Annotated in this window: 21 protein-coding genes and 1 riboswitch; of the genes, 8 read left to right on the top strand and 13 right to left on the bottom strand. The window is 70.4% G+C overall.

What is annotated here, in order from left to right; translation table 11 throughout:
- Positions 1-48 precede the first annotated feature (48 nt).
- A complete protein-coding gene (locus tag OG746_RS14385) occupies positions 49-2,916 on the bottom strand; it encodes a bifunctional acetate--CoA ligase family protein/GNAT family N-acetyltransferase (RefSeq protein ID WP_266714980.1) in 2,868 nt (955 codons plus the stop codon).
- Between the two features lie 188 nt (positions 2,917-3,104).
- Between OG746_RS14385 and OG746_RS14380 the strand changes: the two genes are divergently transcribed.
- Entirely contained in the window at positions 3,105-3,386 is a 282-nt protein-coding gene (locus tag OG746_RS14380) for an HPr family phosphocarrier protein (protein ID WP_030021209.1), read from the top strand.
- Between the two features lie 187 nt (positions 3,387-3,573).
- Here OG746_RS14380 and OG746_RS14375 read toward each other — a convergent pair whose 3' ends face one another.
- The 4 genes from OG746_RS14375 to OG746_RS14360 all read right to left on the bottom strand — a co-directional run bounded on the left by OG746_RS14375 (position 3,574) and on the right by OG746_RS14360 (position 8,427).
- Positions 3,574-4,260, bottom strand: a complete 687-nt coding sequence (locus tag OG746_RS14375) for a GntR family transcriptional regulator (RefSeq protein ID WP_266714979.1) — start codon at positions 4,258-4,260, stop codon at positions 3,574-3,576.
- A gap of 221 nt (positions 4,261-4,481) precedes the next feature.
- Positions 4,482-5,282 carry a M23 family metallopeptidase gene (locus OG746_RS14370; protein ID WP_266714978.1) on the bottom strand — a complete coding sequence of 267 codons (801 nt, stop codon included), beginning with the start codon at positions 5,280-5,282 and terminating at the stop codon, positions 4,482-4,484.
- 12 nt (positions 5,283-5,294) lie between these two features.
- Positions 5,295-5,458: riboswitch (cyclic di-AMP (ydaO/yuaA leader) on the bottom strand.
- A gap of 240 nt (positions 5,459-5,698) precedes the next feature.
- Positions 5,699-7,066 carry a M16 family metallopeptidase gene (locus tag OG746_RS14365; protein ID WP_266718943.1) on the bottom strand — a complete coding sequence of 456 codons (1,368 nt, stop codon included), beginning with the start codon at positions 7,064-7,066 and terminating at the stop codon, positions 5,699-5,701.
- Between the two features lie 17 nt (positions 7,067-7,083).
- Positions 7,084-8,427, bottom strand: a complete 1,344-nt coding sequence (locus OG746_RS14360) for a M16 family metallopeptidase (RefSeq protein ID WP_266718941.1) — start codon at positions 8,425-8,427, stop codon at positions 7,084-7,086.
- A 294-nt stretch (positions 8,428-8,721) separates the two neighbouring features.
- Here OG746_RS14360 and OG746_RS14355 point away from each other — a divergent pair, with 294 nt between their 5' ends.
- Positions 8,722-11,178: a DNA gyrase/topoisomerase IV subunit A gene (locus tag OG746_RS14355; RefSeq protein ID WP_266714977.1), complete on the top strand. Its 2,457-nt coding sequence runs from the start codon at positions 8,722-8,724 to the stop codon at positions 11,176-11,178.
- Here the strand turns inward: OG746_RS14355 and OG746_RS14350 are convergent.
- Complete coding sequence (locus OG746_RS14350) at positions 11,175-12,332, bottom strand: CobW family GTP-binding protein (protein WP_266714976.1); 1,158 nt, start codon at positions 12,330-12,332, stop codon at positions 11,175-11,177. The two genes, OG746_RS14355 and OG746_RS14350, sit on opposite strands and share 4 nt — an antisense overlap.
- Before the next feature lie 383 nt (positions 12,333-12,715).
- Here OG746_RS14350 and OG746_RS14345 point away from each other — a divergent pair, with 383 nt between their 5' ends.
- Positions 12,716-13,195 (top strand): DUF6082 family protein, encoded by a 480-nt coding sequence (locus OG746_RS14345; RefSeq protein WP_266714975.1) that lies wholly within the window; start codon positions 12,716-12,718, stop codon positions 13,193-13,195.
- Positions 13,196-13,316: 121 nt separating this feature from the next.
- Positions 13,317-13,553, top strand: a complete 237-nt coding sequence (locus OG746_RS14340) for a hypothetical protein (RefSeq protein WP_266714974.1) — start codon at positions 13,317-13,319, stop codon at positions 13,551-13,553.
- Between the two features lie 79 nt (positions 13,554-13,632).
- Here the strand turns inward: OG746_RS14340 and OG746_RS14335 are convergent, their stop codons facing one another.
- Positions 13,633-14,802 (bottom strand): citrate synthase/methylcitrate synthase, encoded by a 1,170-nt coding sequence (locus OG746_RS14335; RefSeq protein ID WP_266714973.1) that lies wholly within the window; start codon positions 14,800-14,802, stop codon positions 13,633-13,635.
- A 97-nt stretch (positions 14,803-14,899) separates the two neighbouring features.
- On the opposite strand from OG746_RS14335, the gene OG746_RS14330 reads away from it, so the two are divergent.
- From OG746_RS14330 to OG746_RS14315, 4 genes are all read left to right on the top strand, one after another.
- On the top strand, positions 14,900-16,168 hold the full coding sequence (locus tag OG746_RS14330) for a citrate synthase family protein (RefSeq protein ID WP_266714972.1): 1,269 nt from the start codon (positions 14,900-14,902) through the stop codon (positions 16,166-16,168).
- Between the two features lie 27 nt (positions 16,169-16,195).
- Complete coding sequence (locus OG746_RS14325; RefSeq protein ID WP_266714971.1) at positions 16,196-17,152, top strand: ferredoxin family protein; 957 nt, start codon at positions 16,196-16,198, stop codon at positions 17,150-17,152.
- 86 nt (positions 17,153-17,238) lie between these two features.
- Complete coding sequence (locus tag OG746_RS14320) at positions 17,239-18,891, top strand: sensor histidine kinase (protein ID WP_266714970.1); 1,653 nt, start codon at positions 17,239-17,241, stop codon at positions 18,889-18,891.
- Positions 18,888-19,565, top strand: a complete 678-nt coding sequence (locus OG746_RS14315) for a response regulator (RefSeq protein WP_266714969.1) — start codon at positions 18,888-18,890, stop codon at positions 19,563-19,565. The genes OG746_RS14320 and OG746_RS14315 overlap by 4 nt, the downstream gene beginning before the upstream one ends.
- Before the next feature lie 75 nt (positions 19,566-19,640).
- Here OG746_RS14315 and OG746_RS14310 read toward each other — a convergent pair whose 3' ends face one another.
- From OG746_RS14310 to OG746_RS14285, 6 genes are all read right to left on the bottom strand, one after another.
- Positions 19,641-21,251: a monocarboxylic acid transporter gene (locus OG746_RS14310; RefSeq protein ID WP_266714968.1), complete on the bottom strand. Its 1,611-nt coding sequence runs from the start codon at positions 21,249-21,251 to the stop codon at positions 19,641-19,643.
- Complete coding sequence (locus tag OG746_RS14305) at positions 21,248-21,781, bottom strand: DUF485 domain-containing protein (protein WP_266714967.1); 534 nt, start codon at positions 21,779-21,781, stop codon at positions 21,248-21,250. The genes OG746_RS14310 and OG746_RS14305 overlap by 4 nt, the downstream gene beginning before the upstream one ends.
- A 93-nt stretch (positions 21,782-21,874) precedes the next feature.
- Positions 21,875-22,582 (bottom strand): response regulator, encoded by a 708-nt coding sequence (locus OG746_RS14300; protein WP_266714966.1) that lies wholly within the window; start codon positions 22,580-22,582, stop codon positions 21,875-21,877.
- A complete protein-coding gene (locus OG746_RS14295; RefSeq protein ID WP_524540410.1) occupies positions 22,579-23,736 on the bottom strand; it encodes a sensor histidine kinase in 1,158 nt (385 codons plus the stop codon). The genes OG746_RS14300 and OG746_RS14295 overlap by 4 nt, the downstream gene beginning before the upstream one ends.
- Entirely contained in the window at positions 23,733-24,239 is a 507-nt protein-coding gene (locus tag OG746_RS14290) for a DUF1453 domain-containing protein (protein ID WP_266714965.1), read from the bottom strand. The genes OG746_RS14295 and OG746_RS14290 overlap by 4 nt, the downstream gene beginning before the upstream one ends.
- Before the next feature lie 184 nt (positions 24,240-24,423).
- Positions 24,424-26,547 carry a DNA gyrase/topoisomerase IV subunit B gene (locus tag OG746_RS14285; RefSeq protein ID WP_266714964.1) on the bottom strand — a complete coding sequence of 708 codons (2,124 nt, stop codon included), beginning with the start codon at positions 26,545-26,547 and terminating at the stop codon, positions 24,424-24,426.
- Between the last annotated feature and the right edge of the window lie 354 nt (positions 26,548-26,901).

Raw genomic sequence — 26,901 nt, 5'->3', positions numbered from 1 at the left:
CCGATGCCCCTGTGGATAACTCTCCGTGAGGGTCAGTTTCGAGGTGGTTCAGTACGCGGCGGGCAGGGTGCGCGGGCCGAGGTCGTCGCGGGCGGGCGGCGGCGCGAGCCGGACGGAGGCGCCGAGGACGGTCAGCCCGCGCTCGGCCACGACGACCGGTTCAAGGGCGACGCCGACGACCTCGGGGTGGTCGTCGACCAGACGCGACACGCGCTGCAGCAGCTCCTCGAGCGCGGGAGTGTCCACGGGGGCCGCGCCGCGCCAGCCGAACAGGATCGGGGACGTCTTGATGGACCGCACGATCGCCTGCGCGTCCTTGTCGGTCACCGGGATCAGCCGGTGCGCGGTGTCACCGAGCAGTTCGGAGGCGGCTCCGGCGAGCCCGAAGGAGAGCACGGCGCCCGCGGCCGGGTCTATGACGGCGCGTACGACGGTGTCGACTCCGCGCGGCGCCATCGCCTGCACGACCGGCCGCAGTTCGGCGGGCTTGCCGAGCCGCTGGGTCAGGTCTTCGTAGGCGCGCCGCAGCTCTCCCTCGCTGGACAGGTCCAGGCGTACGCCGCCGAGGTCGGGGCGGTGCCGCAGATGCGGGGCGGTCGTCTTCAGGGCCACCGGGTAGCCGAGCGTGTGCGCGGCCGCCGCGGCCTCGTCCGGGCCGGGAGCGGGCAGCGTGCTGCGCACGTCGATGCCGTAGCGGGACAGCAGGGCGCGGGCGTCCTCCGGGGCGAGGTCTGCGCCTCGCGGGTCGCCCTCCTTGGCGAGCAGTCCCGTGATGAGCTCGGCGGCCCCCTGCTCGTCGACGGCGTCGTACTCGGGCACCTTGCCGGGCGTGGCGGCGTCGCGTCGCCACTGGGCGTACTTGGCCACCTGGGAGAGCGCGCGGACGGCGCGCTCGGCGGCCGGGTAGGCAGGGATGAGGCGGGGAGTGCGGTCCACAGGAGGCGGGGTGCCGTCGGGGGCGTCCGGCGCCTCGGGGGCCCCAGGGGTCCCCGAGGTCTCGGAGGCGGCGCGCTGGGGCAGGGTGTCGGGCGCGTTGGGCCCCGTGCTGGCCGCGGCGGAGAGTGCTTCCGCGAGGCCACCGAGTTCGACGTGGACGACGAGCACCGGCTTCGTGGGGCCGGTGGCGGCTGCCGCGCTCAGGGCGGCCGCGAGTTCCGCGTCCTCCGAGGGGCCCTCCCCCACGGCGGGGATCGCGGTGACCACGACGGCGTCCGTCTTCTCGTCGGCCAGTGCCTGCTCCAGTGCGGCCCGGAAGTCGGCGGCGGACGCGGCGGTCGTCAGGTCCAGCGGCGGCTTGGGCCGCAGCCCTTCGGAGAGGCACACGTCGTACGTCAGGAGGCCGAGCGACTCCGAGTTGCCGAGGATGGCGACACGCGGCCCCTCGGGCAGCGGCTGGCGGGCCAACAGGAGGCCGGTGTCCACGAGTTCGGTGATCGTTTCGACCCGGATGACCCCCGCCTGGCGCAGCAGCGCGGACACGGTGGCGTACGGGAGGCGGGTGGCCCGCACCGCGTGCCCCGTGGGCGCGATGCCGCTGTGCCGGGCGCCCTGCACGACCACCAGGGGCTTGGCGGCGGCGGTGCGGCGGGCGAGGCGGGTGAACTTGCGGGGGTTGCCGATCGATTCGAGGTACATGAGGGCGACATCGGTGTCCGCGTCGTCGTACCAGTACTGAAGGACGTCGTTCCCGGAGACGTCCGCGCGGTTGCCCGCGGAGACGAACGTGGAGACCCCGCTGGCCCCGGTGACTCCCCCGCCCCTGCGGTGCAGGCGGGACAGGAGCGCGATGCCGATGGCGCCGGACTGGGCGAACAGGCCGATACGTCCGGGGCGCGGCATCTCGGGGGCGAGCGACGCGTTGAGCCGTACCTCCGGTGATGTGTTGACCACTCCGAAGGCGTTCGGCCCGATGATGCGCATTCCGTAGCTGCGGGCCTGGCGGACCAGGGCGCGCTGGCGCTCGCGGCCCTCGTCCCCGCTCTCCGCGTAGCCGGCGGAGACGACGACGAGGCCCTGCACGCCGCGCTCGCCGCACTCGGCGACGACCTCAGGGACGTCCGGGGCGGGCACGGCCACGACGGCCAGGTCGACCGTCTCCGCCGGGTCGATGTCGCGTACGGAGCGGTGGGCGGGCAGGCCGTCGATCTCGGTGACGTCGTCCCCGAACGCCTGGTTCACCGCGTACAGGCGCCCGGTGAAGCCCGCGTCCTTCAGGTTGTCGAGAACGCTGCGGCCCACTCCTCCGGCCGCACGTCCCACGCCGATCACGGCGACGGAGCCGGGGGCGAGCAGGCGCTGCACCGAGCGGGCCTCGGCGCGCTGCTCGCGCGCGTGCTGCACCGCGAGCGAGGCCTCCGTGGGCTCGATGTCGAACTCCAGACGGACGACGCCGTCCTCGAAGCTGCGCTTCTGCGTGTATCCGGCGTCCCGGAACACCTTGATCATCTTGCTGTTGGCGGGCAGCACCTCGGCGGCGAACCGGCGGATGCCGCGCTCGCGGGCGACGGCCGCGATGTGCTCCAGGAGGGCTGAGGCGACGCCCCGGCCCTGGTGGGCGTCCTGCACGAGGAAGGCGACCTCCGCCTCGTCGGCGGGCGCGGTCGCCGACATGCCCTGCTCGTTGATCCGGTCGTAGCGCACCGTGGCGATGAACTCGCCGCCCACCGTGACCGCGAGACCGACCCTGTCCACATAGTCGTGATGGGTGAAGCGGTGCACGTCCTTGGCGGACAGGCGGGGGTAGGGCGCGAAGAAGCGGTAGTACTTCGACTCGTCCGAGACCTGCTCGTAGAAGCTGGTCAGATGCTCGGCGTCCGCCGTCGTGATGGGCCTGATCCGCGCGGTGCCGCCGTCGCGCAGCACCACGTCGGCCTCCCAGTGGGCGGGGTACGCATGCCGGTCCGACGGGGTCTCCATGCCGCAAGAGTAGGGCCGGGCACCGACAGACGGCGGTCGGTCGTACGGGTCGCGGCCCGTGCGTACGGAGGGCACCCTATGGAGGACCGAAGGGCCGTGCCGGTGAGGACCTGGGTCCGCGTCACGCACGCCTCCCGATATGGAACACTGGTCTAGACAACCGTGAGACACCTGAAGGGCAGCATCACATGGCTGAGCGCCGCGTCAACGTCGGCTGGGCCGAGGGCCTCCACGCCCGCCCCGCTTCCATCTTCGTCCGCGCTGCCACGGCGGCCGGTGTTCCCGTGACGATCGCCAAGGCCGACGGCAACCCCGTCAACGCCGCCTCCATGCTGGCAGTGCTCGGCCTGGGCGCGCAGGGCGGCGAGGAGATCGTGCTGGCTTCCGACGCCGAGGGCGCGGACGCCGCGCTCGACCGTCTGGCGAAGCTGGTCGCGGAGGGGCTCGAGGAGCTTCCCGAGACCGTCTGACACAAAGACAAAAAGCAGTACGGCTGAGCCGCGCGTTCCCCTTCGGGGCGCGCGGCTTTTTCGTTCACTATTGCGGCGCGAATTGGGCAGCTGGAAATGGGCGGCAGGAAATAGGCAGCGGGAATTCATCCGCGCCTCGTTCAACCCATTCACCGAATAGTGCACTTCTTTGTATACGGTGCTGTTGTTAAACCTGGCGCCCCACTGTGTTGACTGCATGTTGCGAAGTCCTCACATGCTCGCCCGCGCGGGGGACGCGCAGCCTGTGGGCGGCCGTCGCGCGCTCCGCGTGCAGGGTGGCCAGGGCGCGGGCACGCTCCGCGTCGCCCCGTGCCACGGCGTCGACGATGGCGCCGTGCTCGGCCCAGGACTCGGCCGGCCTGGCCGGGCTCTCCACGGCGTACATCCAGGCGATCTTGTGGCGGAGCTGGGTGAGCAGGGTGATCAGGCCGGGGCTGCCGGAGGCCTGGGCGAGCGTCTCGTGGAACCAGCTGCCGAGGGAGCGCAGATCCTCGCTCTGACCTCGCCGGGAGCGCTCCTGCCCCAGCCTGACCAGGCCACGCAGCACCTTGAGGTGGGCCTCGGTGCGGCGCTGCGCGGCGCGGGCGGCGCCCATGGGTTCGAGCAGCATGCGGATCTCCAGGAGGTCGGCCGCCTCCCGCTCGGTGGGTTCGGCCACGCACGCGCCCGCGTGCCTGCGCGTGACGACGAACCCCTCCGCCTCCAGGGTCCGCAGCGCCTCGCGGACGGGCACGCGCGAGACCCCGTAGCGACGCGCGAGCAGTTCCTCGGTGAGCCTGCCGCCGCGCTCGTAGACGCCGGCGACGATGTCGTCGCGGATCGCTGTGCATACCGACTGCGCGGGAATGCGCATGACTCGACCTCCGCCTCAATGCCCGCGATACGCGGTCGATTGACGCCCGGTCAAGCGCGAATGACACGTGGCCGGAACGTTTACCCGGTGACTCTATTCCACCGGACTTGAATTTCCGACGAGGGAACTGAATCCAGGGATATTTTTTGGACAGTGCAGACCCGCGCACGCGAAAGCCCCGGCTCGGTGAGCCGGGGCTTTCGTGGAGTGTGCCTGACGGGTCAGACGTTCACACCGTGCTGGCGCAGGTACGCGACGGGGTCGATGTCCGAGCCGTAGTCGGGGCCGGTGCGGGCCTCGAAGTGGAGGTGCGGGCCCGTCACGTTGCCGGTGGCGCCGGAGAGGCCGATCTGCTGGCCGGGGGTGACGTCCTGGCCGACGGAGACGCCGATCGAGGACATGTGGCCGTACTGGGTGTACGTACCGTCCTTCATCTTGATCACGACGTTGTTGCCGTACGAGCCGCCCCAGCCGGCCTCGACGACGGTGCCCATGCCGACCGCGTGCACCGAAGTGCCGCTGGAGGCGTGGAAGTCGATGCCGGTGTGGCTGCCGGAGGACCACAGTCCGCTGCCGGCCTGGTAGGCGGTGGAGACGTACGAGCCGGAGATCGGCGACACGAAGCTGTTCAGGCGCTTGCGCTCGGCCTCGCGGGCGGCGCGCTCCTTGGCCTCGCGCTCCTTCTGGGCCTTCTCGGCTGCCCGCTTCTTGGCCTCCGCCTCGGCCTTGCGCTTGGCCTCCTCGGCCTTCTTCTTGGCCTCGGCCTCGGCCTTCGCCTTGGCGGCGGCCTTCTGCTGCGCGGTGGCCTGCGCGTCGATCTGCTCGGCCAGGGAGTCGCCGATGGCCACGGCCTGCGTGAGGCCGTCGTGCGGGGCTATCGCGGTGTCGGCGGCGAGTGCGGGAGCGGCGAGGCCGCCCACCACGCCCGTCGTGGTGATTGCGGCGACGCCGGCGACCTGAGCGGTGGTACGCGTCAGGCGGCTGGGACGGCGGTGCTTCCCGGTGGCACGGGTGAACGCCATGAAGTGGCTGATCCTTTCCTTCCTTCTCGCCTACCGGGTTAGCTGACGGGTTCGGAGCAGGAAGGTCTCCTACAGGCCCCCTCCCCTTACGGGAAGAGCGCCCGATTCACCCCAGGGACTTCGGTGGGTCCCCGGCTCCCCTGGCTCGCACCATGGGGACTCGGCGATGACTGTCCGGTGTCGCGGGCGCGACGTACGTCTGGCGGACAGCCGGAGGGAACGCTAAGCGGGGCGTCTTTGGATCGACAAACAGAACCCGGCTTTTGTAGTGCACGCCACAGGGCAGACAGGCAACCACTACATCAATTCGGACATTTGTGATCGTGTGGTGATTGAAGATGATCGTGACGCACGCCACGAAGCCCCGGCGGCCGATGCCGGCGCCGGGGCTTCGTGGTGTGCCGCGGGAGACGAACTCAGCCCGCGACCACCGTGACTTCGCCGATGCCGAGCGCCTTGACCGGCTCCTCGATCTGCGCGGCGTCACCCACCAGGATCGTCACCAGGCGATCCGCCGGGAACGCGCTCACGACGGCGGCCGTGGCCTCCACGGTGCCCGTGGCGGCAAGTTGCCGGTACACCTGCGCCTGGAAGTCGTCGGGCAGGTGCTGCTCGACCTGGTCGGCCAGGGTGCTCGCGACGGCCGCGGCGGTCTCGAACTTCAGCGGGGCCACACCCACCAAGTTCTGTACGGCGGTGTCCCGTTCGGCATCCGTGAGCCCCTCGGCCGCCAGCGTGCGCAGGACCTTCCACAGGTCGTCGAGCGCGGGCCCGGTGTTCGGAGTGTCCACCGAGCCGCTGATGGCGAGCATCGCGGCGCCGCTGCCGTCGGGCGCGGAGCGCAGCACCTGGGCGAAGGACCGCACTCCGTAGGTGTAGCCCTTCTCCTCGCGCAGGACGCGGTCCAGGCGCGACGTGAGGGTGCCGCCCAGGCAGTACGTGCCGAGGATCTGCGCGGCCCACACACGGTCGTGCTTGTCCGGTCCGACCCGGCCCATGAGCAACTGCGTCTGCACGGCACCGGGACGGTCCACGATGATCACGCGGCCGGTGTCGTCGGCGACGACCGGCGGCACGGGGCGCGGCTCGGCGGTGTCGCCGGTCCAGGCGCCGAGCGTGTCGGCGAGGAGGGCGTCCAGGTCGATGCCCGTCAGGTCGCCCACGACGACGGCCGTGGCGGTGGCGGGGCGTACGTGCCGGTCGTAGAAGGCGCGCACGGCCGCCGCGTCGATGGCCGAGACGGTCTCCTCGGTGCCCTGGCGCGGGCGCGACATGCGCGCGTCGGCCGGGAAGAGCTGCTTGGAGAGCTCCTTGGCAGCGCGCCGGGCCGGGTTGGCGGCCTCGTGCGGGATCTCGTCCAGGCGGTTGCGGACGAGGCGCTCGATCTCGCTGTCGTCGAAGGCGGGGGCCCGCAGGGCGTCGGCCAGGAGGGCGAGGCCCTTGGAGAGGCGGGAGGCCGGCACTTCGAGGGAGGCACGGACGCCGGGGTGGTCGGCGTGCGCGTCCATCGTGGCGCCGCAGCGCTCCAGCTCGGCGGCGAACTCCTCGGCGGAGTGCTTGTCGGTGCCTTCGTTGAAGGCACGCGCCATGATCGTCGAGACGCCGTCGAGGCCCTTCGGCTCGGCGTCCAGCGGTGCGTCCAGGTGCACCTCCACGGCGATGACCTGCTGTCCTGGCCGGTGGCAGCGCAGCACCGTCAGGCCGTTGGGGAGCGCGCCGCGCTCCGGGGCCGGGAACGCCCAGGGCTTGGGCTCGCCCGCCTGCGGCCGCGGGTGGAAGTCCATGTTCGCGAGCTGCTCGGTCACTGGCCCGCCTCCTCAGCGATCTCGGCGTTCTCGGTGTCGGCGGGCGCGGTCGGCTCGTACACGAGGGACGCGCGGTTGTCGGGACGCAGGCGCGCCTTGGCGATCTCCTGGACCTCCTCCGCGGTCACGTCCAGAACGCGTCCCACGGCGGTCAGGGCGAGCTGCGGGTCGCCGAACAGGACGGCGTAGCGGCACAGCTCGTCGGCGCGCCCGGAGACCGTGCCCAGGCGGTCCAGCCACTCGCGCTCCAACTGGGCCTGGGCGCGCTCCATTTCCTCGGGGCTCGGGCCCTCCTCGGCGAACCGGGCGAGCTCCTCGTCGACGGCGGCCTCGATGACCGGCACCTCGACGTCTCCGGAGGTCTTCACGTCCAGCCAGCCCAGCGAGGGCGCTCCGGCGAGGCGCAACAGGCCGAAACCGGCCGCCACAGCGGTGCGGTCACGGCGTACGAGCCGGTTGTACAGGCGCGAGGACTCGCCGCCGCCGAGGACGGTGAGGGCGAGGTCGGCGGCGTCGCACGCGCGCGTGCCGTCCTGCGGGAGCCGGTAGGCCGACATCAGGGCACGCGCCGGCACCTCCTCCTCGATGACCTCGCGCTGCTGCTCGCCGATGACCTCCGGGAGGGCACCGTCGCGCGGGGCGGGCTTGCCGTCATGGCCGGGGATGGAGCCGAAGTACCGCTCGACCCAGGCCAGCGTCTGCTCCGGGTCGATGTCGCCGACGATCGACAGCACCGCGTTGTTGGGCGCGTAGTAGGTGCGGAAGAAGTTCCGCGCGTCTTCAAGGGTGGCCGCGTCCAGGTCGGCCATGGAGCCGATGGGCGTGTGGTGGTACGGGTGCCCCTCGGGGTACATGAGGGCGGTCAGCTTCTCGAACGCCGTGCCGTAGGGCACGTTGTCGTAGCGCTGGCGCCGCTCGTTCTTCACGACGTCCCGCTGGTTCTCCATCGACTCGTCGTCGAGGGCCGTGAGGAGCGAGCCCATGCGGTCGGCCTCGAGCCACAGCGCGAGCTCCAGCTGGTGGGCGGGCATGGTCTCGAAATAGTTGGTGCGCTCGAAGCTCGTCGTACCGTTGAGCGAGCCGCCCGCGCCCTGGACGAACTCGAAGTGCCCGTTGCCGTGCACCTGCTTCGAGCCCTGGAACATCAGGTGCTCGAAGAGGTGAGCCAGGCCCGTACGGCCCTTGACCTCGTGGCGCGAGCCGACGTCGTACCAGAGGCAGACCGCCGCGACCGGGGTCAGATGATCCTCGGAGAGCACCACGCGCAGGCCGTTGGCCAGCCGGTGCTCGGTCGCTGTCAGGCCGCCGGAGCCGGCCTCGGCGGTGGCCGTGTGACCCATGGGCATGTACGTCCCTTCGATCGCGGTGCAACGCGAATTCGCGGTGAGCTCTGGACTGCGGCAGGTCCTGGAACACTGAACTGCTGCGAGTGCTGCCACTGTATGCAAGCGTGCTGGCACCTGGCGAAGTTCCCGCCTGGGCTACGCCGTGAGCGAGCAGGCGGCCCTCTCGGTGCCCTGCGACACCCGGTACTGAAGGGCCGCGAGCGGCGTTGTCAGTGCGGCGGTCCACAATGGTCCGCGACAGTTCCCGTTCATGTAACCGTTCTTGTAGGTGAAGGAGCCGCAGCAGCGATGGCCCGCCGCAGCACGAAGACCCCGCCGCCCGACGACTTCGAGGAGAAGATCCTCGACGTCGACGTGGTCGACGAAATGCAGGGCTCCTACCTGGAGTACGCGTACTCGGTCATCTACTCACGCGCCCTGCCCGACGCCCGCGACGGGATGAAGCCCGTCCACCGTCGGATCGTCTACCAGATGAACGAGATGGGCCTGCGCCCCGAGCGTGGCTACGTGAAGTGCGCCCGCGTCGTCGGCGAGGTCATGGGTAAGTTGCACCCCCATGGCGACTCGTCGATCTACGACGCCCTGGTGCGCCTCGCCCAGCCGTTCTCCATGCGCGTCCCGCTGGTGGACGGGCACGGGAACTTCGGCTCCCTGGGCAATGACGACCGCCCGGCCGCCATGCGTTACACCGAGTGCCGCCCGGACGCCGCCGCGTCCCTCATGACGGAGTCGATCGACGAGAACACCGTCGACTTCGTCGCGAACTACGACGGCCAGGAGCAGGAGCCGCTCGTCCTCCCGGCGGCATACCCGAACCTGCTGGTGAACGGCGCGTCGGGCATCGCGGTCGGCATGGCGACCAACATGGCGCCGCACAACCTGGGTGAAGTGATCGCCGCCGCGCGGCACTTGATCCGGCACCCGGGCGCCGACCTCGACACGCTCATGAAGTACGTTCCGGGGCCCGATCTGCCGACGGGCGGCCGGATCGTCGGCCTGTCCGGCATCAGGGACGCGTACGAGACGGGCCGCGGCACGTTCAAGATCCGCTCGACGGTCTCCGTGGAGAACGTGACGGCGCGCCGCAAGGGCCTCGTCGTCACCGAGCTGCCCTTCGCGGTCGGCCCCGAGAAGGTCATCTCGAAGATCAAGGAACTGGTCGGTTCCAAGAAGCTCCAGGGCATCGCCGACGTCAAGGACCTCACGGACCGCGAGCACGGCCTGCGCCTGGTCATCGAGATCAAGAACGGCTTCGTGCCGGAGGCCGTCCTGGAGCAGCTCTACAAGCTGACGGCCATGGAGGAGTCCTTCGGCATCAACAACGTGGCGCTGGTGGACGGCCAGCCGCTCACCCTCGGCCTCAAGGAACTCCTCGAGGTCTACCTGGACCACCGCTTCGACGTGGTGCGCCGTCGCAGCGAGTTCCGCCGCAGCAAGAAGCAGGACCGGCTCCACCTGGTGGAGGGCCTCCTCGTCGCCCTGGTGGACATCGACGAGGTCATCCGCATCATCCGCTCCAGCGACAACAGCGCGCAGGCCAAGGAGCGCCTGATCGAGCGCTTCTCGCTGAGCGAGATCCAGACGCAGTACATCCTGGACACGCCGCTGCGCCGCCTCACCAAGTTCGACCGCATCGAGCTGGACGCGGAGCGCGACAAGCTCAACGGCGAGATCGACGAGCTGACCGGCATCCTCGATTCCGACTCCGAGCTGCGCAAGCTGGTCTCCACCGAACTGGCCGCCGTGGCCAAGAAGTTCGGCGACGACCGGCGCACGGTGCTCCTGGAGTCGGCCGGCGCCCCGGTGTCGGCGGTTCCGCTCCAGGTCGCCGACGACCCGTGCCGCGTGCTGCTCTCCTCGACCGGGCTGCTCGCCCGTACGGCGAACGGCGATCCCTTCACCGAAGGTGAGGACACCAAGCGCACGAAGCACGACGTGATCGTCTCCTCGGTCCCCGCGACGACTCGCGGCGAGATCGGCGCCGTCACGTCCGAAGGACGCCTGCTGCGCCTGAACGTGGTCGACCTGCCGCAGCTCCCGGACTCGGTCTCCGCGCCGAATCTCTCAGGAGGCGCCCCGGTCTCCGAGTTCCTCTCCTCCCTGGAGGCGGACGAGACGGTCGTGTGTCTCATGACCCTGGACGAGTCCTCACCCGGTCTGGCGATCGGCACCGAACAGGGCATCGTGAAACGCGTGGTGCCCGACTATCCGTCCCACAAGGAGGAGCTGGAGGTCATCACCCTCAAGGACGGTGACCGCATCGTCGGCGCCGCGGAGCTGCGCACCGGTGAGGAAGACCTGGTCTTCATCACGGACGACGCACAGCTGTTGCGCTTCCAGGCCTCCATCGTGCGCTCGCAGGGCCGCGCGGCGGGCGGCATGTCCGGCGTGAAGCTGGCGACAGGAGCGAAGGTCATCTCGTTCACCACGATCGACCCGGCGGTCGACGCGGTGGTGTTCACCGTGGCCGGATCGCGCGGCACGCTGGACGACTCGGTGCAGACGACGGCCAAGCTCACTCCGTTCGACCAGTACCCGAGGAAGGGGCGTGCCACGGGCGGCGTCCGCTGTCAGCGCTTCCTGAAGGGCGAGGACTGTCTGAGCCTGGCCTGGGCCGGGCCGGCACCCGCGCGTGCGGCGCAGAAGAACGGCACGCCGGCCGAGCTGCCCGAGATGGACCCACGCCGCGACGGTTCGGGCGTGTCGCTGCCGAAGACGGTGGCGTCGACGGCGGGTCCGGTCTAGGAACGCGGGAGCGGGTCAGGAGCGAGGTCCGCCTGGGGGTCGACGTAGTCCGCGACCTCCTCCGCCTCGCCCTTGTCCTGCACGTAGCGGAGAACGCCCCACATGCCCTGCTCGTCCACGGTGTGTGGGGCGTCGCTCTTGGCGGCGTCGAGCTGCTTGCCGAGGTCGGTCGTGTCGATGCCGGATCCGATCAGGACGAGCTGGGTGAGGCGCTCCTCTTCGCTCGGCCACGGCTCCGGGTAGAACCTCAGGAAGCGCCCCACGGCATGCACGGCGTACCGGTTGCCCGTGTCGCCCGCGCCGAAGTCGACATATCCCTTGATGCGATAGAGCCCCTCGGGCCTGCTGTCGAGGAACGCGACCAGCCGGCGGGGGTCCATGGGCACTTCGGAGCTGAACGCGACACTGTCGTAGGCGGCGTGCAGATGCGTGTCGTGCGCCGCGCGGCTGCCCTGGTCGTCATCCTCGTCATCCTCGACACCGTCGTCATGCCGGTGCAGATCGTCGAAGGACAGCTGCCCGATCCGCTCCCCGGTGGGGCGGCAGTCGAAGAGCAGCGCCGGGTCGATGCGCCCGTACGACGCGGAGACAACGGCGGCCCGGCCGGCCGCGGCCCGCACGGCGCCCAGGACCCGCTCACGCTCGTCCGGGCCGACGCGATCGCCCTTGTTCACCACGACGAGGTCCGCGATCCCCAGGTGCCGCTCCACCTCGGGGTGCTTCTCGCGTGTGGCGTCGAACTCGGCGGTGTCGACGACCTCGATCAACCCTCCGTACACGATCCGCGGGTTGTCGCTGGCCAGCACCATGCGCACGAGTTCTTGAGGCTCAGCGATGCCGCTCGCCTCGATCACGATGACGTCAATGGCATGCATGTCATTGACGGGCCGAGTCAACTTCTCCAGATACACGTCAAGTTCACTGGCATCCACCGCGCAACACAGACATCCGTTGCCGAGCGCGACCGTCGAGTCGCCCAGTTGTCCGGCGACCGCCATGGCATCGATCTCGATCGACCCGAAGTCGTTGACGATCGCCCCGATCCGGGTGCCGCCGCTGCGGTGCAGCAGATGATTGAGCAAGGTCGTCTTCCCCGACCCCAGAAAGCCGGCGAGGACGACGACGGGGATCTGCTGCGGGCTGGCCTTGCTCAACGCGACCTCTCTCACACCGGATCGCGCCGCGGCGTGCGCCGCAGCGCACGCCGGTTCGGGGTCCGGCTCTCGTACGAAGAATGAATGCCGCCCCAGGATACGAGCGGGTGGAAAGGCCGCGAAGTGAACGATTGCTAACGGCGCCCGCTGGGCACACGTTGGACATGGCGCCGGTTTTCGCGAACTGAGCATCCACCCGTGCGCCTCCTCTCCGCCTCCCGCCGATCAGAGCCGCTCGGCACCCTGGGAGTCGGCAAGCGCGCCGCCCACCGCCGCCGGTTTCCGTCTCCGTCGCCCCTCATCCGACGACCGGCGCACGGTCGCCTGAATCGGGGGTTGACATGACCACAAGGAGTTACCCGTCATGGCGTGACGCAGTCGCCGTGATCGTCAGCGGCGCCACGGGAGCCGCCGCGGCCCAGGTATGGCATCGATACGGGCCGGACCGCCGGTTGACCACAGCGCAGCGCCGACGCGCCCGCGCGCACCAACAGCGCATGCACTGGGAGCTGCTGAGCAAGGCGCTGGACGATCCGGCTCTGGGCGTGGTCATAGACACCTACGGGGTGGAACTCTCCCCACAGAAGCGTCGGCAGATGATGTACGCCAACCTCTGGTACATCAGCGTGTTCCACCAATACGAATCCGGCCTGCTGACCGAGCAAGAAATCCTCGGGCCCTTGCGTGAGCTGTTCCAGAGCCCGCACATACGCGAGTACTGGGAGATCACCCGCCCCCACCGCGCAGCCCTGGACCCCTCGTCCTCGGAAGCGCGAATCGGACGCATCGCCGAAGCCCTGTTCCAGGAACTCGACGAGGCCGACACCGACGAATGGTGGGTGGTCGGGCAGCCCTCCCCTTGACGATCGGTCACCCGTTGCGGTGAACGTTCCAGCCAACTTCCCCTATGAGAACGGCCATCGGTACTCGCTGCGCATTACTGTGACGGCGTATCTATGTCCGCCCTCATAAGGACCAAAACCCTTGAAAATCGTCCGCCGCATCGGAGTACCTCCGAGCGCTCGCGGCAGCTCGGCTGCCGGCACCTGCCCCGATGTCTTCGAACTCAGCGACGGGAACTTCGCTGTGATCGGCACGGAGGCCACTGCGGACCTCAAAGGCGAACTCCCGCCGGATGCGGGGGTCGCCGACTACGAGCGCATCGTCATCGTGAACCGAGAGACGCTGCTGCGCGCCAAGCAGGACATCCCCGACGCCTGACAGATACCCCTTAGGGCGCACCATGTCGCATGCACCACGGCCGCCGACCGCAGATCCGGTCGGCGGCCGTTGCACGCCATCAGACCGCCGGTGGAACCGCCACCGGCGGCTCCATCCCCACGTACCGCGCCGCAGGGCGGATGATCTTTGAATCCTCGGACTGTTCAAGGATGTTGGCGCTCCAGCCGACGACCCGGGCCGCCGCGAACGTCGGCGTGAACATGGTGCGCGGCAGTCCGCACAGCTCCATGACCACGCCCGCGTAGAACTCCACGTTCGTGTGCAGTTCGCGGCCCGGCTTCAGCTCCGCGAGGATCGCCTCCACCTGGCGCTCGACCTGGACCGCGAAGTCCACCAGCGGGCCGCCGAACCGCTCCGCGATTCCGCGCAGCATGCGCGAGCGCGGATCCTCCGTGCGGTAGACGGGGTGACCGAAGCCCATGATCCGCTCCCCCGCGAGCACCCGTTCCCGGATCCAGGAGTCGATGCGGTCCGGTGTGCCGATCGCGTCCAGGGTGTCGAGCGCACGACTGGGCGCCCCGCCGTGCAGCGGCCCGGACAACGCTCCGACCGCCCCGACCAGAGAGGCCACGACATCCGCTCCGGTCGACGCGATGACACGACCCGTGAACGTTGACGCATTGAATCCGTGATCAATGGTTGAGATCAGGTATTGCTCGATGGCTCGTGCATGCGCGGGGTCGGGCTCCGAACCCGTCAACATGTACAGGTAGTTGGCCGCGTACGAGAGATCCTCGCGTGGCTCCACGGGCTCGAGCCCCTCACCGAGCCGGTGCAGTGCGGTGAGCATCGTGGGGACCACGGCCGTTGCCGCCACCACATCCGCGCGGCGCCGCTCCGGGTCGATGTCGTACACGGGCCGAAAGCCCCGTGAGGCACCGAACAGCGAGAGCGCCGTCCGCAGCCCGGCGAGCGGCCCCGAGACCGCACCGGCCCGGGCGATCGCCGGCAGCGCGGCCCGCACGTCCTCGGGCAGCCCGCGCTGCCCGGCGGTCTCCCGCGCGAAGGCCGCGGACCGCTCGGCGCCGGGCAGCTCACCATGGAGCATCAGGTGCCACACGTCTTCGAAACCACGGGTCTCCGCGAGCTCGACGGCGGAGTACTGGCGGTAGTGATAGAAGCCCTCCCGCCCCCTGACATCCCCGAGTTCGGTGTCGGTGACGACGACACCGGCGAGCCCGCGCGGTACGTCGACGGCCGTGGCGGCCGTGCTCCCGTTGATCGGCATGTTTCCTCCCTGGACTTGATTCGACTGTCCATGCTTGACTCAATAACTGTCAATATTGATTGAATCAATGCATGGCGATCCGGATACGGTGACGCGCATGAGGGATCAAGAACCTGCGCCGACGCAGCGGGCCCGCCGCCTGACCACCAAGGAGACCGCCGAGCTGCTCGGCGTGAAGCCCGAGACGGTGTACGCGTACGTGAGCCGCGGGCAGCTCACCAGCAGGCGTGGGGAGAACACACGCGGCAGCACCTTCGACGCCGCCGAGGTCGAGGCACTCGCCCGCCGCAACAGACGGGAGACCACGGCCGGTTCGGGCACCGGCGAGCTGTCGGTACGCACGCGGATCACCCTCATCGACGACGACCGGTACTTCTTCCGGGGGGTCGACGCGGTCCAGCTCGCGGCCCGCCACTCGTACGAGGAGGTCGCGGAGTGGCTCTGGACGGGCACGCTGCGCCCCGGCGCCCGGTTCACCGCCCCCAAGGAATCGCTCTCCGCGGCCCGCAAGGCCATGGCCGCCCTGCCCGAACTCAGCAGCCCCATCGACCGGTTGCGGGTGGCGGCCGTTGCCGCGGCGACGGCCGACCCGTTGCGCTACGACCTGTCCGAGGACTCCGTGCTCGGCGCCGCCCGGTCCCTCATCCCCACCCTCGCGGCCGCGCTGCCCCTCGTACGGACGACGTACGTGGACGGCGCGCCGATCGCCCAGCGCCTGTGGGGGCGGCTGACCTACAGGGAGCCCGACGAGGCGTCACTGCGCATCCTGGACATGGCTCTTGCCCTGTTGGTCGATCACGACCTGGCCGCCTCGACGCTCGCGGTTCGCGTCGCCGCGTCCGCGCGGGCGCACACCTACGCCGCCGTCTCGGCGGGCCTGGGCGTCCTGGAGGGGCCGTTGCACGGGGCGGCGAGCGGTCTGGCCCACCGGATGCTGCTGGACGTCCTCGACCGGGGCAGCGCGGGCTCCGTGGTGGCCGACGAGCTGCGTTCGGGCCGCCGCGTGCCCGGGCTCGGCCACCGCCTCTACCAGGGCGAGGACCCGCGCGCACAGGCGCTGTTCGCGGCGCTGGAGGAACTCCCTCAGGCGCGTCCCGCACTGGCGGCGGCCCGCGACGTCGTGGCGACCACTGCCCGCCACACGGACCTGCACGCCAATGTGGACCTGGCCCTCGCCGCCTTCACGGCGTCGTTCGGGATGGCGGCGGAAGCAGGCGAGACGATCTTCGCCGTCGCACGCACGACGGGCTGGATCGCGCACGCCCTGGAGGAGTACGGCGAACGCCCTCTCCGTATGCGGCCGACGGGCCACTACGTAGGCCCGCGCCCGCCTCAACCCCTGCCGTCGGTTTCCGCGGCGGAGTGACCGGGCGGCGGGGTTAAGGTCGCCGCTGTGAATACGTGCACGACCGCCTCGCGGGATCTTGAAGAACCTCTGGCCGGGACGGCGGCCACCGCACGCACCTGGCTGCTGATCGAGCAGCCGGGGCCGTGGGGCGCGAAGGCCCTGGTCTCCAGCCATCTCGACCCCGAAGTGGGCCGCGCCCTGGAGGCGGCGGCGGACGGCACCGGGGTGCGCGTCGCCCTCGTGCGCCGTCCGGGCCGACACGCGGACCACCATGCCTCGCAGCGTCACCAGGTGTACGTGGCCCACACGGTCCCGGGAAACACCTGGCTGCGCAGCACCACAGTCGCGGCTCCCGAAGAGCTTCTGGGGCTCGACTTCGCCGCCTTGGGAGCGGGTCGGCACGGCGGCTTCGGCGCACCCTACGAAGGCGAGCCCCTCGCCTTCGTCTGCACGAACGGGAAACGCGACCGGTGCTGCGCGCTTCTGGGACGGCCCCTGGCCTCCGAACTCGCCTCCTCCGGAGAAGAGGGCGTCTGGGAAATCACGCACCTGGGCGGCCACCGCTTCTCCCCCACTCTCCTTGTGCTGCCCTATGGCTACGCCTACGGGAGGTCCTCGGCCGCCGACGTCAAGGAGGTTCTTCATGCGGTGCGCTCGGACCGGATCGTGCTCCATGGCTGCCGTGGCAATTCCGCCTGGGACCGTCCGGGGCAGGCCGCCGAGCTCGCCGTGCGCCGTGCGACCGCCGAGTACCGCGCCGATGTCCTGAGCGTCGTACACACGGCATCGATGGATCCACCAACCGATCCACCTGTTGATGCGCACGTGGACAACGCGTACTGGGACGTGACGATCGCCCACATGGACGGCCGCCGCTGGACGGTCGTGGTCGCCCGCGGCGCCTCGCTCCCGCCCCGGCCGGAGAGCTGTGGCGCCGCGCTCGGTTCGCCGGCCCGTATGGATGTCGTCGCTGTGCGTGAGGCTTCCGGGCTGCGCGGCTGACCGGGGCGCTCCCGCTCGGAGGCAGCAGGGAGATCCGCGCCACAAGGCCTTCGACCAGCGCCGACGGGCCCGTAACGTTCTGGGCCATGAGCTCGACTTCCCCTGCCCGCCGCCTGCGCTTCGGCCTCCCTAGACGGGTGTTCGCCCAGGTGCTGCTGATGCAGGTGGCGATCGCCGCGGGAGTGGCGGTGCTGGCGACGGGGCTCTTTCTGGCGCCGCTGAGCGACCAGCTCGACGACCAGGCGATGCGCCGTGCCCTGGCCATCGCGCAGACCACGGCGGCGGAGCCCCGGATCGCCGAGGAACTGCGTTCCTCACGGCCGAGCCCGGACGGTCCCGTGCAGGCCGCGGCGGAGCGGATCCGCCGGGCCAGCGGCGCCGAGTACGTCGTGATCATGAACCGGGAGGGCGTCCGCTGGTCGCACACCGATCGCGGCCGGGTCGGACACGTCGTGTCGACGGACCCCAGCGCGGCGCTGGCGGGCCGCGCGGTCATGGAGATCGACGAGGGGACGCTCGGCCGCTCCGCGCGCGGCAAAGTGCCCCTGAGGGCCGCGGACGGGGCCATCGTGGGAGCCGCCTCGGTCGGCATCGAGTACGACAGCGTCCGCGCGCGCCTCATCCACGCCATCCCGGGCCTGTTCGCGTACGCGGGAGGGGCCCTGGCCGTCGGGGCGCTCGCCGCCTATCTGATCTCGCGACGGGTGCAGCGGCAGACCCGTGACCTGGCCTTCTCGGATATCTCGGCACTCCTGGCCGAGCGCGAGGCCATGCTGCACGGCATTCGCGAGGGCGTCGTGGCGCTGGACCGCGGCGGACGGATACGCCTGCTCAACGACGAGGCGCAGCGGCTGCTCGGCGTGGACTCGAAGGTGATCGGACAGCCGCTGGACGAGGCGCTCGGCGCTGGGCGTACGACGGACGTGCTCGCGGGGCACGTCTCCGGGACCGATCTGCTCACCGTCCGCGGGCAGCGCGTCCTGGTCGCGAACCGGATGCCCACCGACGACGGGGGTGCGGTCGCCACCCTGCGCGACCGCACCGAACTGGAGCAGCTGGGCCGCGAACTCGACTCCACGCGCGGCCTGATCGACGCCCTGCGCGCGCAGGACCACGAACACGCGAACCGCATGCATACGTTGTTGGGCCTTCTGGAGCTGGAGATGTACGAGGAGGCCGTGGACTTCGTCGGCGAGGTGGCGGGCGCGCGCCGGGTGACCGCGGAGCAGATCACCGAGCGGATCGAGGACCCGCTGCTGTCGGCCCTGATGGTGGGCAAGGCGACCGTGGCCGCGGAGCGCGGTGTCGAGTTCGGCATCTCCGGGGACACCTGGCTGCCGGACCGCCTCGTCGATCCGCGCGGCCTCGTCACGATCGTCGGCAACCTGGTGGACAACGCCCTGGACGCGGCCGCCGGTTCGGGACAGCACGCGCGCGTGGAGGTGCTTCTGCGGGCCGAAGGCCGAAGTGCGGTCCTACGGGTACGCGATTCCGGGCCTGGCGTCCCCGCCGACCAGCGCGAGACCGTCTTCGTGGAAGGCTGGTCCACCAAGGAGCCGCCGGCCCACGGCAAGCGCGGCATTGGGCTCGCCCTTGTGCGCAGGTTCGCCGAGCGGCAGGGCGGCACCGCCGAGGTGACCCAGTCGCCCCTCGGGGGCGCCGAATTCGTCGTTGTCCTGCCGGAGGCCCTCACCGTGGACGTACCGGACGTGTCGGACTTGACCGAGGAGGCCCGATGATCGACGTACTGGTCGTGGACGACGACATCCGCGTGGCCGACGTCAACGCCGCCTATGTGGCGAAGGTTCCCGGCTTCCGTGTCGCGGCGACCGCACACAACGCGGCGGAGGCACTCGACCGGATCGAGGAGCTCCATGTCGATCTGGTGCTGCTCGACCACTACCTGCCGGACCGGACGGGCCTGGCGCTCGCCCGGACGGTGCGCGAACGCGGCCACCAGATCGACGTGATCATGGTGACCGCGGCGCGCGACGTGGGGACCGTACAGGCCGCGATGCGCCACGGGGCGCTGCAGTACCTGGTCAAACCGTTCTCGTTCGCGGGCCTGCGGGGCAAGTTGGAGGCGTACGCGACGCTGCGGCGCACCCTCGACGGCGGGGGCGAGGCGGAGCAGGCGGAGGTCGACCAGATCTTCGGCGCGCTCTCCGCCGGGCCCGCGCCCGAGCTGCCCAAGGGGCACTCCCCCACCACCGCCGAGCTGGTCCGCCGGGCGATGATGACCGCCGAAGGCCCGCTGTCGGCACAGGAATTGGCCGACGTCACCGGGCTCAGCCGGCAGACCGCCCAGCGCTACCTCAAGCTCCTGGAGCGGACCGGGCGGGTGCGGCTGAGCCTCAAGTACGGCGACACCGGCCGGCCCGAGCACCGCTACGAGTGGGCCGCCAGCCGCTGACTCCCCGCAGGGGCGTGCCGCTCTCCCGTAGAGGCCCCCCGCCCGTAGAGGCAAAACCCCGCCCGCAGGGGCGTGTCAGACCGCCCCTGCGCCCGTGAGCGCCCGTACTTCGGTCTCCGCGTGCTTGGCCTCGTCCGGCTCCTCGGGGGAGGTCACGGTGCCCAGCCAGCCCGCGAGGAAGCCGAGCGGAATCGAGACGAGCCCGGGGTTCTCCAGCGGGAAGTACTGGAAGTCCACGCCGGGGAACAGCGACGCGGGGCTCCCGGAGACCACCGGCGACAGCACCACGAGCACCAGCGCGGGCACCAGGCCGCCGTACACCGACCACACGGCGCCCCGCGTGGTGAAGCCCCGCCAGAACAGCGAGTAGAGCAGCACAGGCAGATTGGCCGACGCGGCGACCGCGAACGCGAGCCCGACCAGGAACGCCACGTTCAGGTCCCGCGCCAGCAGTCCGAGCCCGATCGCGAGCACGCCGACACCAGCCGCGGCGACCCGCGCCACCGCGACCTCGCTCCACTGCCTGCCACCGCTCTTCCCCTCGGGGCCGCCTCTACGGAGCGAGGCGTACAGGTCGTGCGCCACGGAGGCCGAGGACGCCAGCGTGATCCCGGCGACGACGGCGAGGATGGTGGCGAAGGCGACCGCGGCGACGATCGCGAACAGCACCGTGCCCCCGGTGGAGTCCTCGCCGCCGCCCAGGTCGAGGGCGAGCAGCGGAACCGCCGTGTTCCCCGCGGCATTCGAGCCCCGTACGGCATCGGGGCCCACGAGGGCCGCGGCGCCGAACCCGAGCACGATCGTCATCAGGTAGAAGCTGCCGATGAGCCCGATGGACCACACGACCGAGCGGCGCGCGGCCCGCGCGGTCGGCACGGTGTAGAAGCGCGACAGGATGTGCGGAAGGCCCGCCGTGCCGAGCACGAGCGCGAGGCCCAGGCTGATGAAGTCGAAGCGAGCGGTCCAGCTTCCGCCGTACTTCAGACCGGGCACGAGGAAGTCCGAACCGTGCCCGCTGCGTGCGGCGGCGGTGCGCAACAGCTGGTCGAAGTCACCGTGGAAGCGCGCCAGGACGAGCACCGTCAGGGCGATCGCCCCGCCCATGAGCAGGACGGCCTTCACGATCTGGATCCAGGTGGTGGCCCGCATCCCTCCCATCGACACATAGATGACCATGAGCGCGCCCACGCCGACGACGGTCCAGGACTGCGCGGCGCCACTCGCCTCCCCCAGCAGCAGCGCGACCAGGCTTCCCGCGCCCACCATCTGCGCCACCAGATACAGAACGGACACGGTCACCGAGGAAGTTCCCGCGGCGATGCGCACCGGCCGCTCCCGCATCCGGGCGGCGACGACGTCGGCGAGCGTGAACCGGCCGCAGTTGCGCACCAGTTCGGCCACGAGGAAGAGGACCACGAGCCAGGCCACGAGGAAGCCGACCGAGTAGAGCAGCCCGTCGTAGCCGAACAGCGCGATCAGTCCGGAGATACCGAGGAAGGACGCGGCCGACATGTAGTCACCCGCGATGGCGAATCCGTTCTCCATGGGCGAGAACAGCCGGCCGCCCGCGTAGAACTCCTCCGCCGAACCGTGCCGCTTGCGGCTCGCCCAGGTCGTGATGGCGAGCGTGACCGCCACGAACACGCTGAACAGGACCAGGGCCAGGGTCTGATGCGCCCCGGTCACCGCCGGCCGCCCTCGCCGTGCGCAGTACCGTTCACGCGCGCGTCGCCGACGAGTCCGCGCGTCATCTCCTGCGTGTCCCAACGCAGTTCGAGCGCCGCGCGATCGCGACGCAGCCGCGCATGTCGCGCGTACAGCCACGTCAGCAGGAACGTACTGGCGAACTGCCCGAGGCCCGCCACCATCGCCACGTTCACGACGCCCGCGACCGGTTGGGCCATCAGTCCGGGCGCCGTCGTGGCGGTCACGACGTACGCGACGTACCAGGCGAAGAAGAGCACGACCGCCGGGACGACGAACCGCCGGTAGCGCCTGCGCACCTCCTGGAACGCCGCGCTGCGCTGCACCTCCAGGTAGACCCCCGCCGCGCTCCGCTCGGACGGCACGGCCGGGGCCGGCACCGCAGCCGCTCGCACGCCCGGGCCGCGCCACTCACCCCAATCCGAGTCCGGCTCGTCGTACCAGGGATCGCCGCCGCCTCTCGTGGCAACGGCCCTGGGCCGCGCGGTCGCGCGCCCGTCGTGCTTGTCCACCGGACTCTCCTTGTCCGCGGCCCACTGCGGCCGCGGACCAAGGATGGACAGAACGGGAAGATCCCGGACGCTCTCCGCAGACCCTTCACCCCATTAGGTGATGGACGTCCCCGGCGGCTTCGCGAGTCCGTGCCGATACGCGTAACGGACGGCCTGCGCGCGGTCCTTGAGCCCGGCCTTCGCGAACAGGTTGTTGATGTGGGTCTTCACCGTCGCCGTGGAGACATGCAGTGCCCGGGCGATCTCCTGGTTCGTCAGGCCGTCGGAGATCAGCACCAGGACCTCGGCCTCCCGCGCCGTGAGCCCGTCGGGTGGCTCTATCGGCTCCGGCACGGTGGCCTCGGGCTGCGACAGTCTTTCCAGGAGCCGCCGCTGGATCTTCGGCGAGAGACCCGCGTCACCGGACAGCACGCCCTCCACCGCCCGGACGATCTCGTCCCCGTCGGCATCCTTCGTGAGATAGCCGCGCGCTCCCGCCCTGAGTGCCGGAAAGAGCGACTCGTCGTCGGCGTACGTGGTCAGGATGACGACCTGGGTACCCGGGTACTCCTGCCGGATCCGTCTGGTCGCCTCCGCTCCGTCGCAGCGCGGCATGCGAAGGTCCATCAGGACGACGTCCGGGGCCAGTTCGGCCACGAGCGCGACCGCCTCGTCACCGTCTCCCCCGGAGCCGACGACCTCGATCCCGGGCAGCAGTCCGAGCAGCATCACGATGCCCTCACGCACCACCGTCTGGTCATCGACCACCACCACGCGGGCCGGTGGCCTCCCCGCGCGCACCCCCGCCTCGGCCCCACTCATACGGGAACCTTCAACTTGACCACGAAACCCTCCTCGTACGGCCCCACCTCGAGCGTGCCGCCCAACAACTCGGCTCGCTCCTTCATCCCCAACAGACCGTAACCGCCACCACTGACAGTGAGCTCCTCGTGAGGCCGGGACGCCCCCGAGTCCCGCACTTCCAGGGCCACTTCACCCGGCCCGTACTCCAGCCGGATGTCCGTCTTCGCGCCCGGCGCGTGCTTGCGTACGTTCGTCAGCGCCTCCTGCGCGACTCTGCGCACGGTCTGGGACGCCTCGACGGACAGCGGCCGACGCCCGCCTCCCACCGTGAGCGTCGCCCCGTCAGAGGACGCGACCAGCTCCCGCAGGAAGTCCTCCAGCGGTGTCATCTCGCCCCGCAGCGCGGACAGGGCCTGCCGGGTCTCGTCGAGGCCGTCCCGGGCCATGCCGCGCGCCGCCACGACGCGCTCCAGGATCTGGTCCCGGTCCGCCCCGCGCTCGATGAGGAGCCGGGCGGCCTCCAGATGCACGAGCTGGGCGGAGAGGCTGTGCGCGAGGACGTCGTGGATCTCGCGCGCGATCCGCGACCGCTCGGCGAGCGCCGCCGACTCGGCCTCGGCGGCACGCGCGGCGCGCTCCTGCGCCAGGGCCCGCTGCGCGCTCCCCCGCGCCTCGGCGTCCAGGCGCAGCACATACGCGGAGAGGCAGAGCCCGATGGCGACGACGGCGGTGGTCAGCCAGGCATCGTCGTTGACCACCGCGAACCCCGCGAGCGCCACCGCGGTGGCAGGTACCGAGGCGGCCAGGGGCAGCCGCTCCAGCGCGGAGACCGCACAGCCGCACCACAACACGATCGCCGGCCCGATGAATCCGGCCCACTGGGCCAGCACGGCGACCGCCACCAAAAACGCCAGCAGCACGAGAGAGGGCCACAGCCGATGGTCGAGCGTGGTGCGGAAGAACGCCCAAGCCGCCGCCACGCACGCGATCAGCAGTACGGGCCCCAGGATCAGCGCCTGGTCGCTGATGTCGCGCTGTGTCACGGCGGTCCACACAAGGACCGCGACCACGACCACCCGCACCGTGCGGGCGAGCATCCGCCGGGCGCGGGTGACGCCCTCGCGGGAGAGCGCCTCCCGGGAGGGCCATTCCGTCCAGTTTCCGCGGATCACCTACGGTCCTCCCACGCCGGCTGGGCGACAGGACCAACGTACGCCGAGCGCTCCCGGTCGGCCCGCAGCATCAGCAGGCCGGAGCGGACCAGGAGCGAGACGGCGAAGCCGAGCATCAGGCTGGAGCTGCCGAGGTGGACGCCCAGCGCCAGACCGACGCCCGCGACGGACCCGCGGGCCGCGACACCACCGAGCCAGGCCCCGGCCGTCGCGACGGTGCCCTTGGTCCACACGTCGCCCCGCTCGTCCGTCCAGACGCGGGTCGTGAACGCCCACCCGATGCCTATGCCCACGCTCACCAGCACCTCGACGGCAAGCAGGACGACCGAGCCCGTCACGTGGTGGGGATCCGTCACCGCGCCGTCCTTCAGTGCGAGGACCGCGAGGATCGCGGGCAGGAGCCACCACTTCCGGTCGCCGGACAGGCGCTCCGTCTTGAACTGACGCATCAGTACGAGCGCGACAACGGCGACGATCACCAGGATGGTGGGGAGCCCGGACATGACTGCCTCCGTGGAGCGGTCGGGAGCGAAGTGGTTCAACGCCTTCGACGCTACGGAAATCGGCAGGTCAGGGGATCGGAGCCGGGGTGGATCGCGGGTGGATCATGCGGCTCCACCCGTGGGTGGAGCCGCATGAGGTGACCTGCGTGGCGGGGACGCGATCACCGCCTCCCCGCCCTCGTCGCTACATGTCGATGCGCGACCGGTCGAGGGTCGACGCGGAGCTGCTGATGAACTCCTTGCGCGGCGCCACATCGTTGCCCATCAGCAGGTCGAAGACGTGCTCCGCCGCCTCCAGCTCGCCGATGTTGATCCGGCGCAGCGTGCGGTGGCGCGGGTCCATCGTGGTCTCCGCGAGCTGGTCGGCGTCCATCTCACCGAGACCCTTGTACCGCTGGATCGAGTCCTTGTACCGCACACCCTTGCGCTGGAGCTCGAGCAGCGTCTCGCGCAGCTCTCGGTCCGAGTACGTGTAGATGTACTTGTCCTGGCCCTTCTTCGGCTGGACCAGCTCGATGCGGTGCAGGGGCGGCACGGCGGCGAAGACACGGCCGGCCTCGATCATCGGCCGCATGTAGCGCTGGAACAGCGTCAGCAGCAGCGTACGGATGTGCGCGCCGTCGACGTCGGCGTCGACGAGCAGGATGATCTTGCCGTAGCGCGCCGCGTCGATGTCGAAGGTCCGGCCGGACCCAGCTCCTATGACCTGGATGATGGCGCCGCACTCCACGTTCTTCAGCATGTCCGTCACGGACGACTTCTGAACGTTGAGGATCTTGCCACGGATCGGCAGCAGAGCCTGGAACTCGGAGTTCCGGGCGAGCTTGGCGGTGCCGAGCGCGGAGTCGCCCTCGACGATGAACAGCTCGCTGCGCTCCACGTCGTCACTGCGGCAGTCCGCGAGCTTGGCGGGGAGCGACGAGGTCTCCAAGGCCGTCTTACGACGCTGCGCGTCCTTGTGCTGACGCGCGGCGATGCGGGTACGGGCCGCGGCGACGGCCTTCTCCATGACGGCGCGGGCCTGCGCCTTGGCGTCGCGCTTGGTGGACGACAGGAACGCCTTGAGTTCCTTGGCCACGACATTCGCGACGATCCTGTTGGCCGCCGAGGTACCGAGGACCTCCTTGGTCTGGCCCTCGAACTGCGGCTCCGCCAGACGCACCGTGACGACGGCCGTGAGGCCCTCCAGTGCGTCGTCCTTGACGACGTCGTCCTCGGCCACGCGCAGCACCTTCTGGGTGCGCAGAACCTCGTTCATCGTCTTCGTGAGCGAGCGCTCGAAGCCCGCCACATGAGTACCACCCTTGGGCGTGGCGATGATGTTCACGAACGACTTGATGCTCGTGTCGTACCCGGTGCCCCAGCGCAGCGCGATGTCGACACCGAGCTCACGCTGGACCTCGGTCGGCGTCATCTGGCCGTGCTCGTCGAGCACGGGGACGGTCTCCTTGAAGGTGCCCTGCCCGGTGAAGCGGAGGACGTCGCAGACCGGCTTGTCCTGCGCCAGGTACTCGCAGAACTCGCTGATGCCGCCGTCGAAACGGAAGGATTCCTCGCCCTTGCTGCCACCCTCGCCGAGGCCGAACTCGTCGCGGACGACGAGGGTCAGGCCCGGCACCAGGAACGCGGTCTGCCGCGCGCGCTGGTGCAGGTCGCTCAGGGAGAGCTTGGCGTCCTTCAGGAAGATCTGGCGGTCCGCCCAGTAGCGGACGCGGGTGCCACGTCGCGCCTTCGGGACCTTCTTGACCTTGCTCAGTCGCGCCGAGGGGTCGAACGTCGCGTCGGGTCCGGGCTTGGCGAAGGCGCCGGGGACGCCACGCCGGAAGCTGATGGCGTGCGTGTGCCCGCCAAGGTCCACCTCGACATCGAGACGTGCCGACAGCGCGTTCACCACGGAGGCGCCCACGCCGTGCAGACCGCCGGAGGCCGCGTACGCGCCGCCTCCGAACTTGCCGCCCGCGTGGAGCTTGGTCATGACGACCTCGACCCCGGAGAGGCCGGTCTTGGGCTCGACATCCACGGGGATGCCGCGGCCGTTGTCCCGGACCTCTACGGAGGCGTCGTCGTGCAGGATCACCTCGATGCGGTCGCAGTAGCCACCGAGGGCCTCGTCGACGGAGTTGTCGATGATCTCCCAGAGGCAGTGCATCAGGCCGCGGCTGTCGGTCGAGCCGATGTACATGCCCGGACGCTTGCGTACGGCTTCGAGCCCCTCAAGGACGAGCAGGTGCCGCGCGGTGTAGTTGGAACCGTCCCGGTCTGCTCCGGTCAGCAGCGCTGTGGACGGCACGGACGTATCGGCGGTCACGCGGTTCGCTCCTCGCTGAATTTCAGATGGGGCCCTCACGAATGAAGGGCCGGCGTCGGTCGCCGTTCAGAGGGTACCGAGGCCTGGTAGAGCCTTTGTCACGCCACCCTCACCTCAGCCCAGACTAGTCCAGGATCGCATGCATGTTCGATCCCTCGATGGAGTGACGCCCACATCACGTTCCCTTCCAGGCATGAACCATTTAGGCTCCGGGCACGTCCTCATGAACAAACCGGCAACCAGCCGGGGGAGGACCGACCTGACAGAACGCGCGAACCCGTAAGACATTAGAGACGCAATACGGCACATTCGCCGCCACCCGGCGACAGACAGCCGGCCTCGAAGAAATTTTTC

This window comes from Streptomyces sp. NBC_01016, from assembly GCF_026341035.1.
Classification (GTDB): domain Bacteria; phylum Actinomycetota; class Actinomycetes; order Streptomycetales; family Streptomycetaceae; genus Streptomyces.
Note: the sequence above shows the minus strand (reverse complement) of the source record. Positions and strands in the feature narration are given on the sequence as shown.

What these genes read in the sequence shown, in the direction of transcription:
- OG746_RS14365 (WP_266718943.1), bottom strand. Translation starts at nt 7,066, where the DNA reads ATGGACTTCCACCCGCGGCCGCAGGCGGGCGAGCCCAAGCCCTGGGCG.
- OG746_RS14320 (WP_266714970.1), top strand. Translation starts at nt 17,239, where the DNA reads ATGAGCTCGACTTCCCCTGCCCGCCGCCTGCGCTTCGGCCTCCCTAGA.
- OG746_RS14355 (WP_266714977.1), top strand. Translation starts at nt 8,722, where the DNA reads ATGGCCCGCCGCAGCACGAAGACCCCGCCGCCCGACGACTTCGAGGAG.
- OG746_RS14290 (WP_266714965.1), bottom strand. Translation starts at nt 24,239, where the DNA reads ATGTCCGGGCTCCCCACCATCCTGGTGATCGTCGCCGTTGTCGCGCTC.
- OG746_RS14330 (WP_266714972.1), top strand. Translation starts at nt 14,900, where the DNA reads ATGAGGGATCAAGAACCTGCGCCGACGCAGCGGGCCCGCCGCCTGACC.
- OG746_RS14360 (WP_266718941.1), bottom strand. Translation starts at nt 8,427, where the DNA reads ATGGGTCACACGGCCACCGCCGAGGCCGGCTCCGGCGGCCTGACAGCG.
- OG746_RS14370 (WP_266714978.1), bottom strand. Translation starts at nt 5,282, where the DNA reads ATGGCGTTCACCCGTGCCACCGGGAAGCACCGCCGTCCCAGCCGCCTG.
- OG746_RS14300 (WP_266714966.1), bottom strand. Translation starts at nt 22,582, where the DNA reads ATGAGTGGGGCCGAGGCGGGGGTGCGCGCGGGGAGGCCACCGGCCCGC.
- OG746_RS14335 (WP_266714973.1), bottom strand. Translation starts at nt 14,802, where the DNA reads ATGCCGATCAACGGGAGCACGGCCGCCACGGCCGTCGACGTACCGCGC.
- OG746_RS14315 (WP_266714969.1), top strand. Translation starts at nt 18,888, where the DNA reads ATGATCGACGTACTGGTCGTGGACGACGACATCCGCGTGGCCGACGTC.
- OG746_RS14385 (WP_266714980.1), bottom strand. Translation starts at nt 2,916, where the DNA reads ATGGAGACCCCGTCGGACCGGCATGCGTACCCCGCCCACTGGGAGGCC.
- OG746_RS14380 (WP_030021209.1), top strand. Translation starts at nt 3,105, where the DNA reads ATGGCTGAGCGCCGCGTCAACGTCGGCTGGGCCGAGGGCCTCCACGCC.
- OG746_RS14375 (WP_266714979.1), bottom strand. Translation starts at nt 4,260, where the DNA reads ATGCGCATTCCCGCGCAGTCGGTATGCACAGCGATCCGCGACGACATC.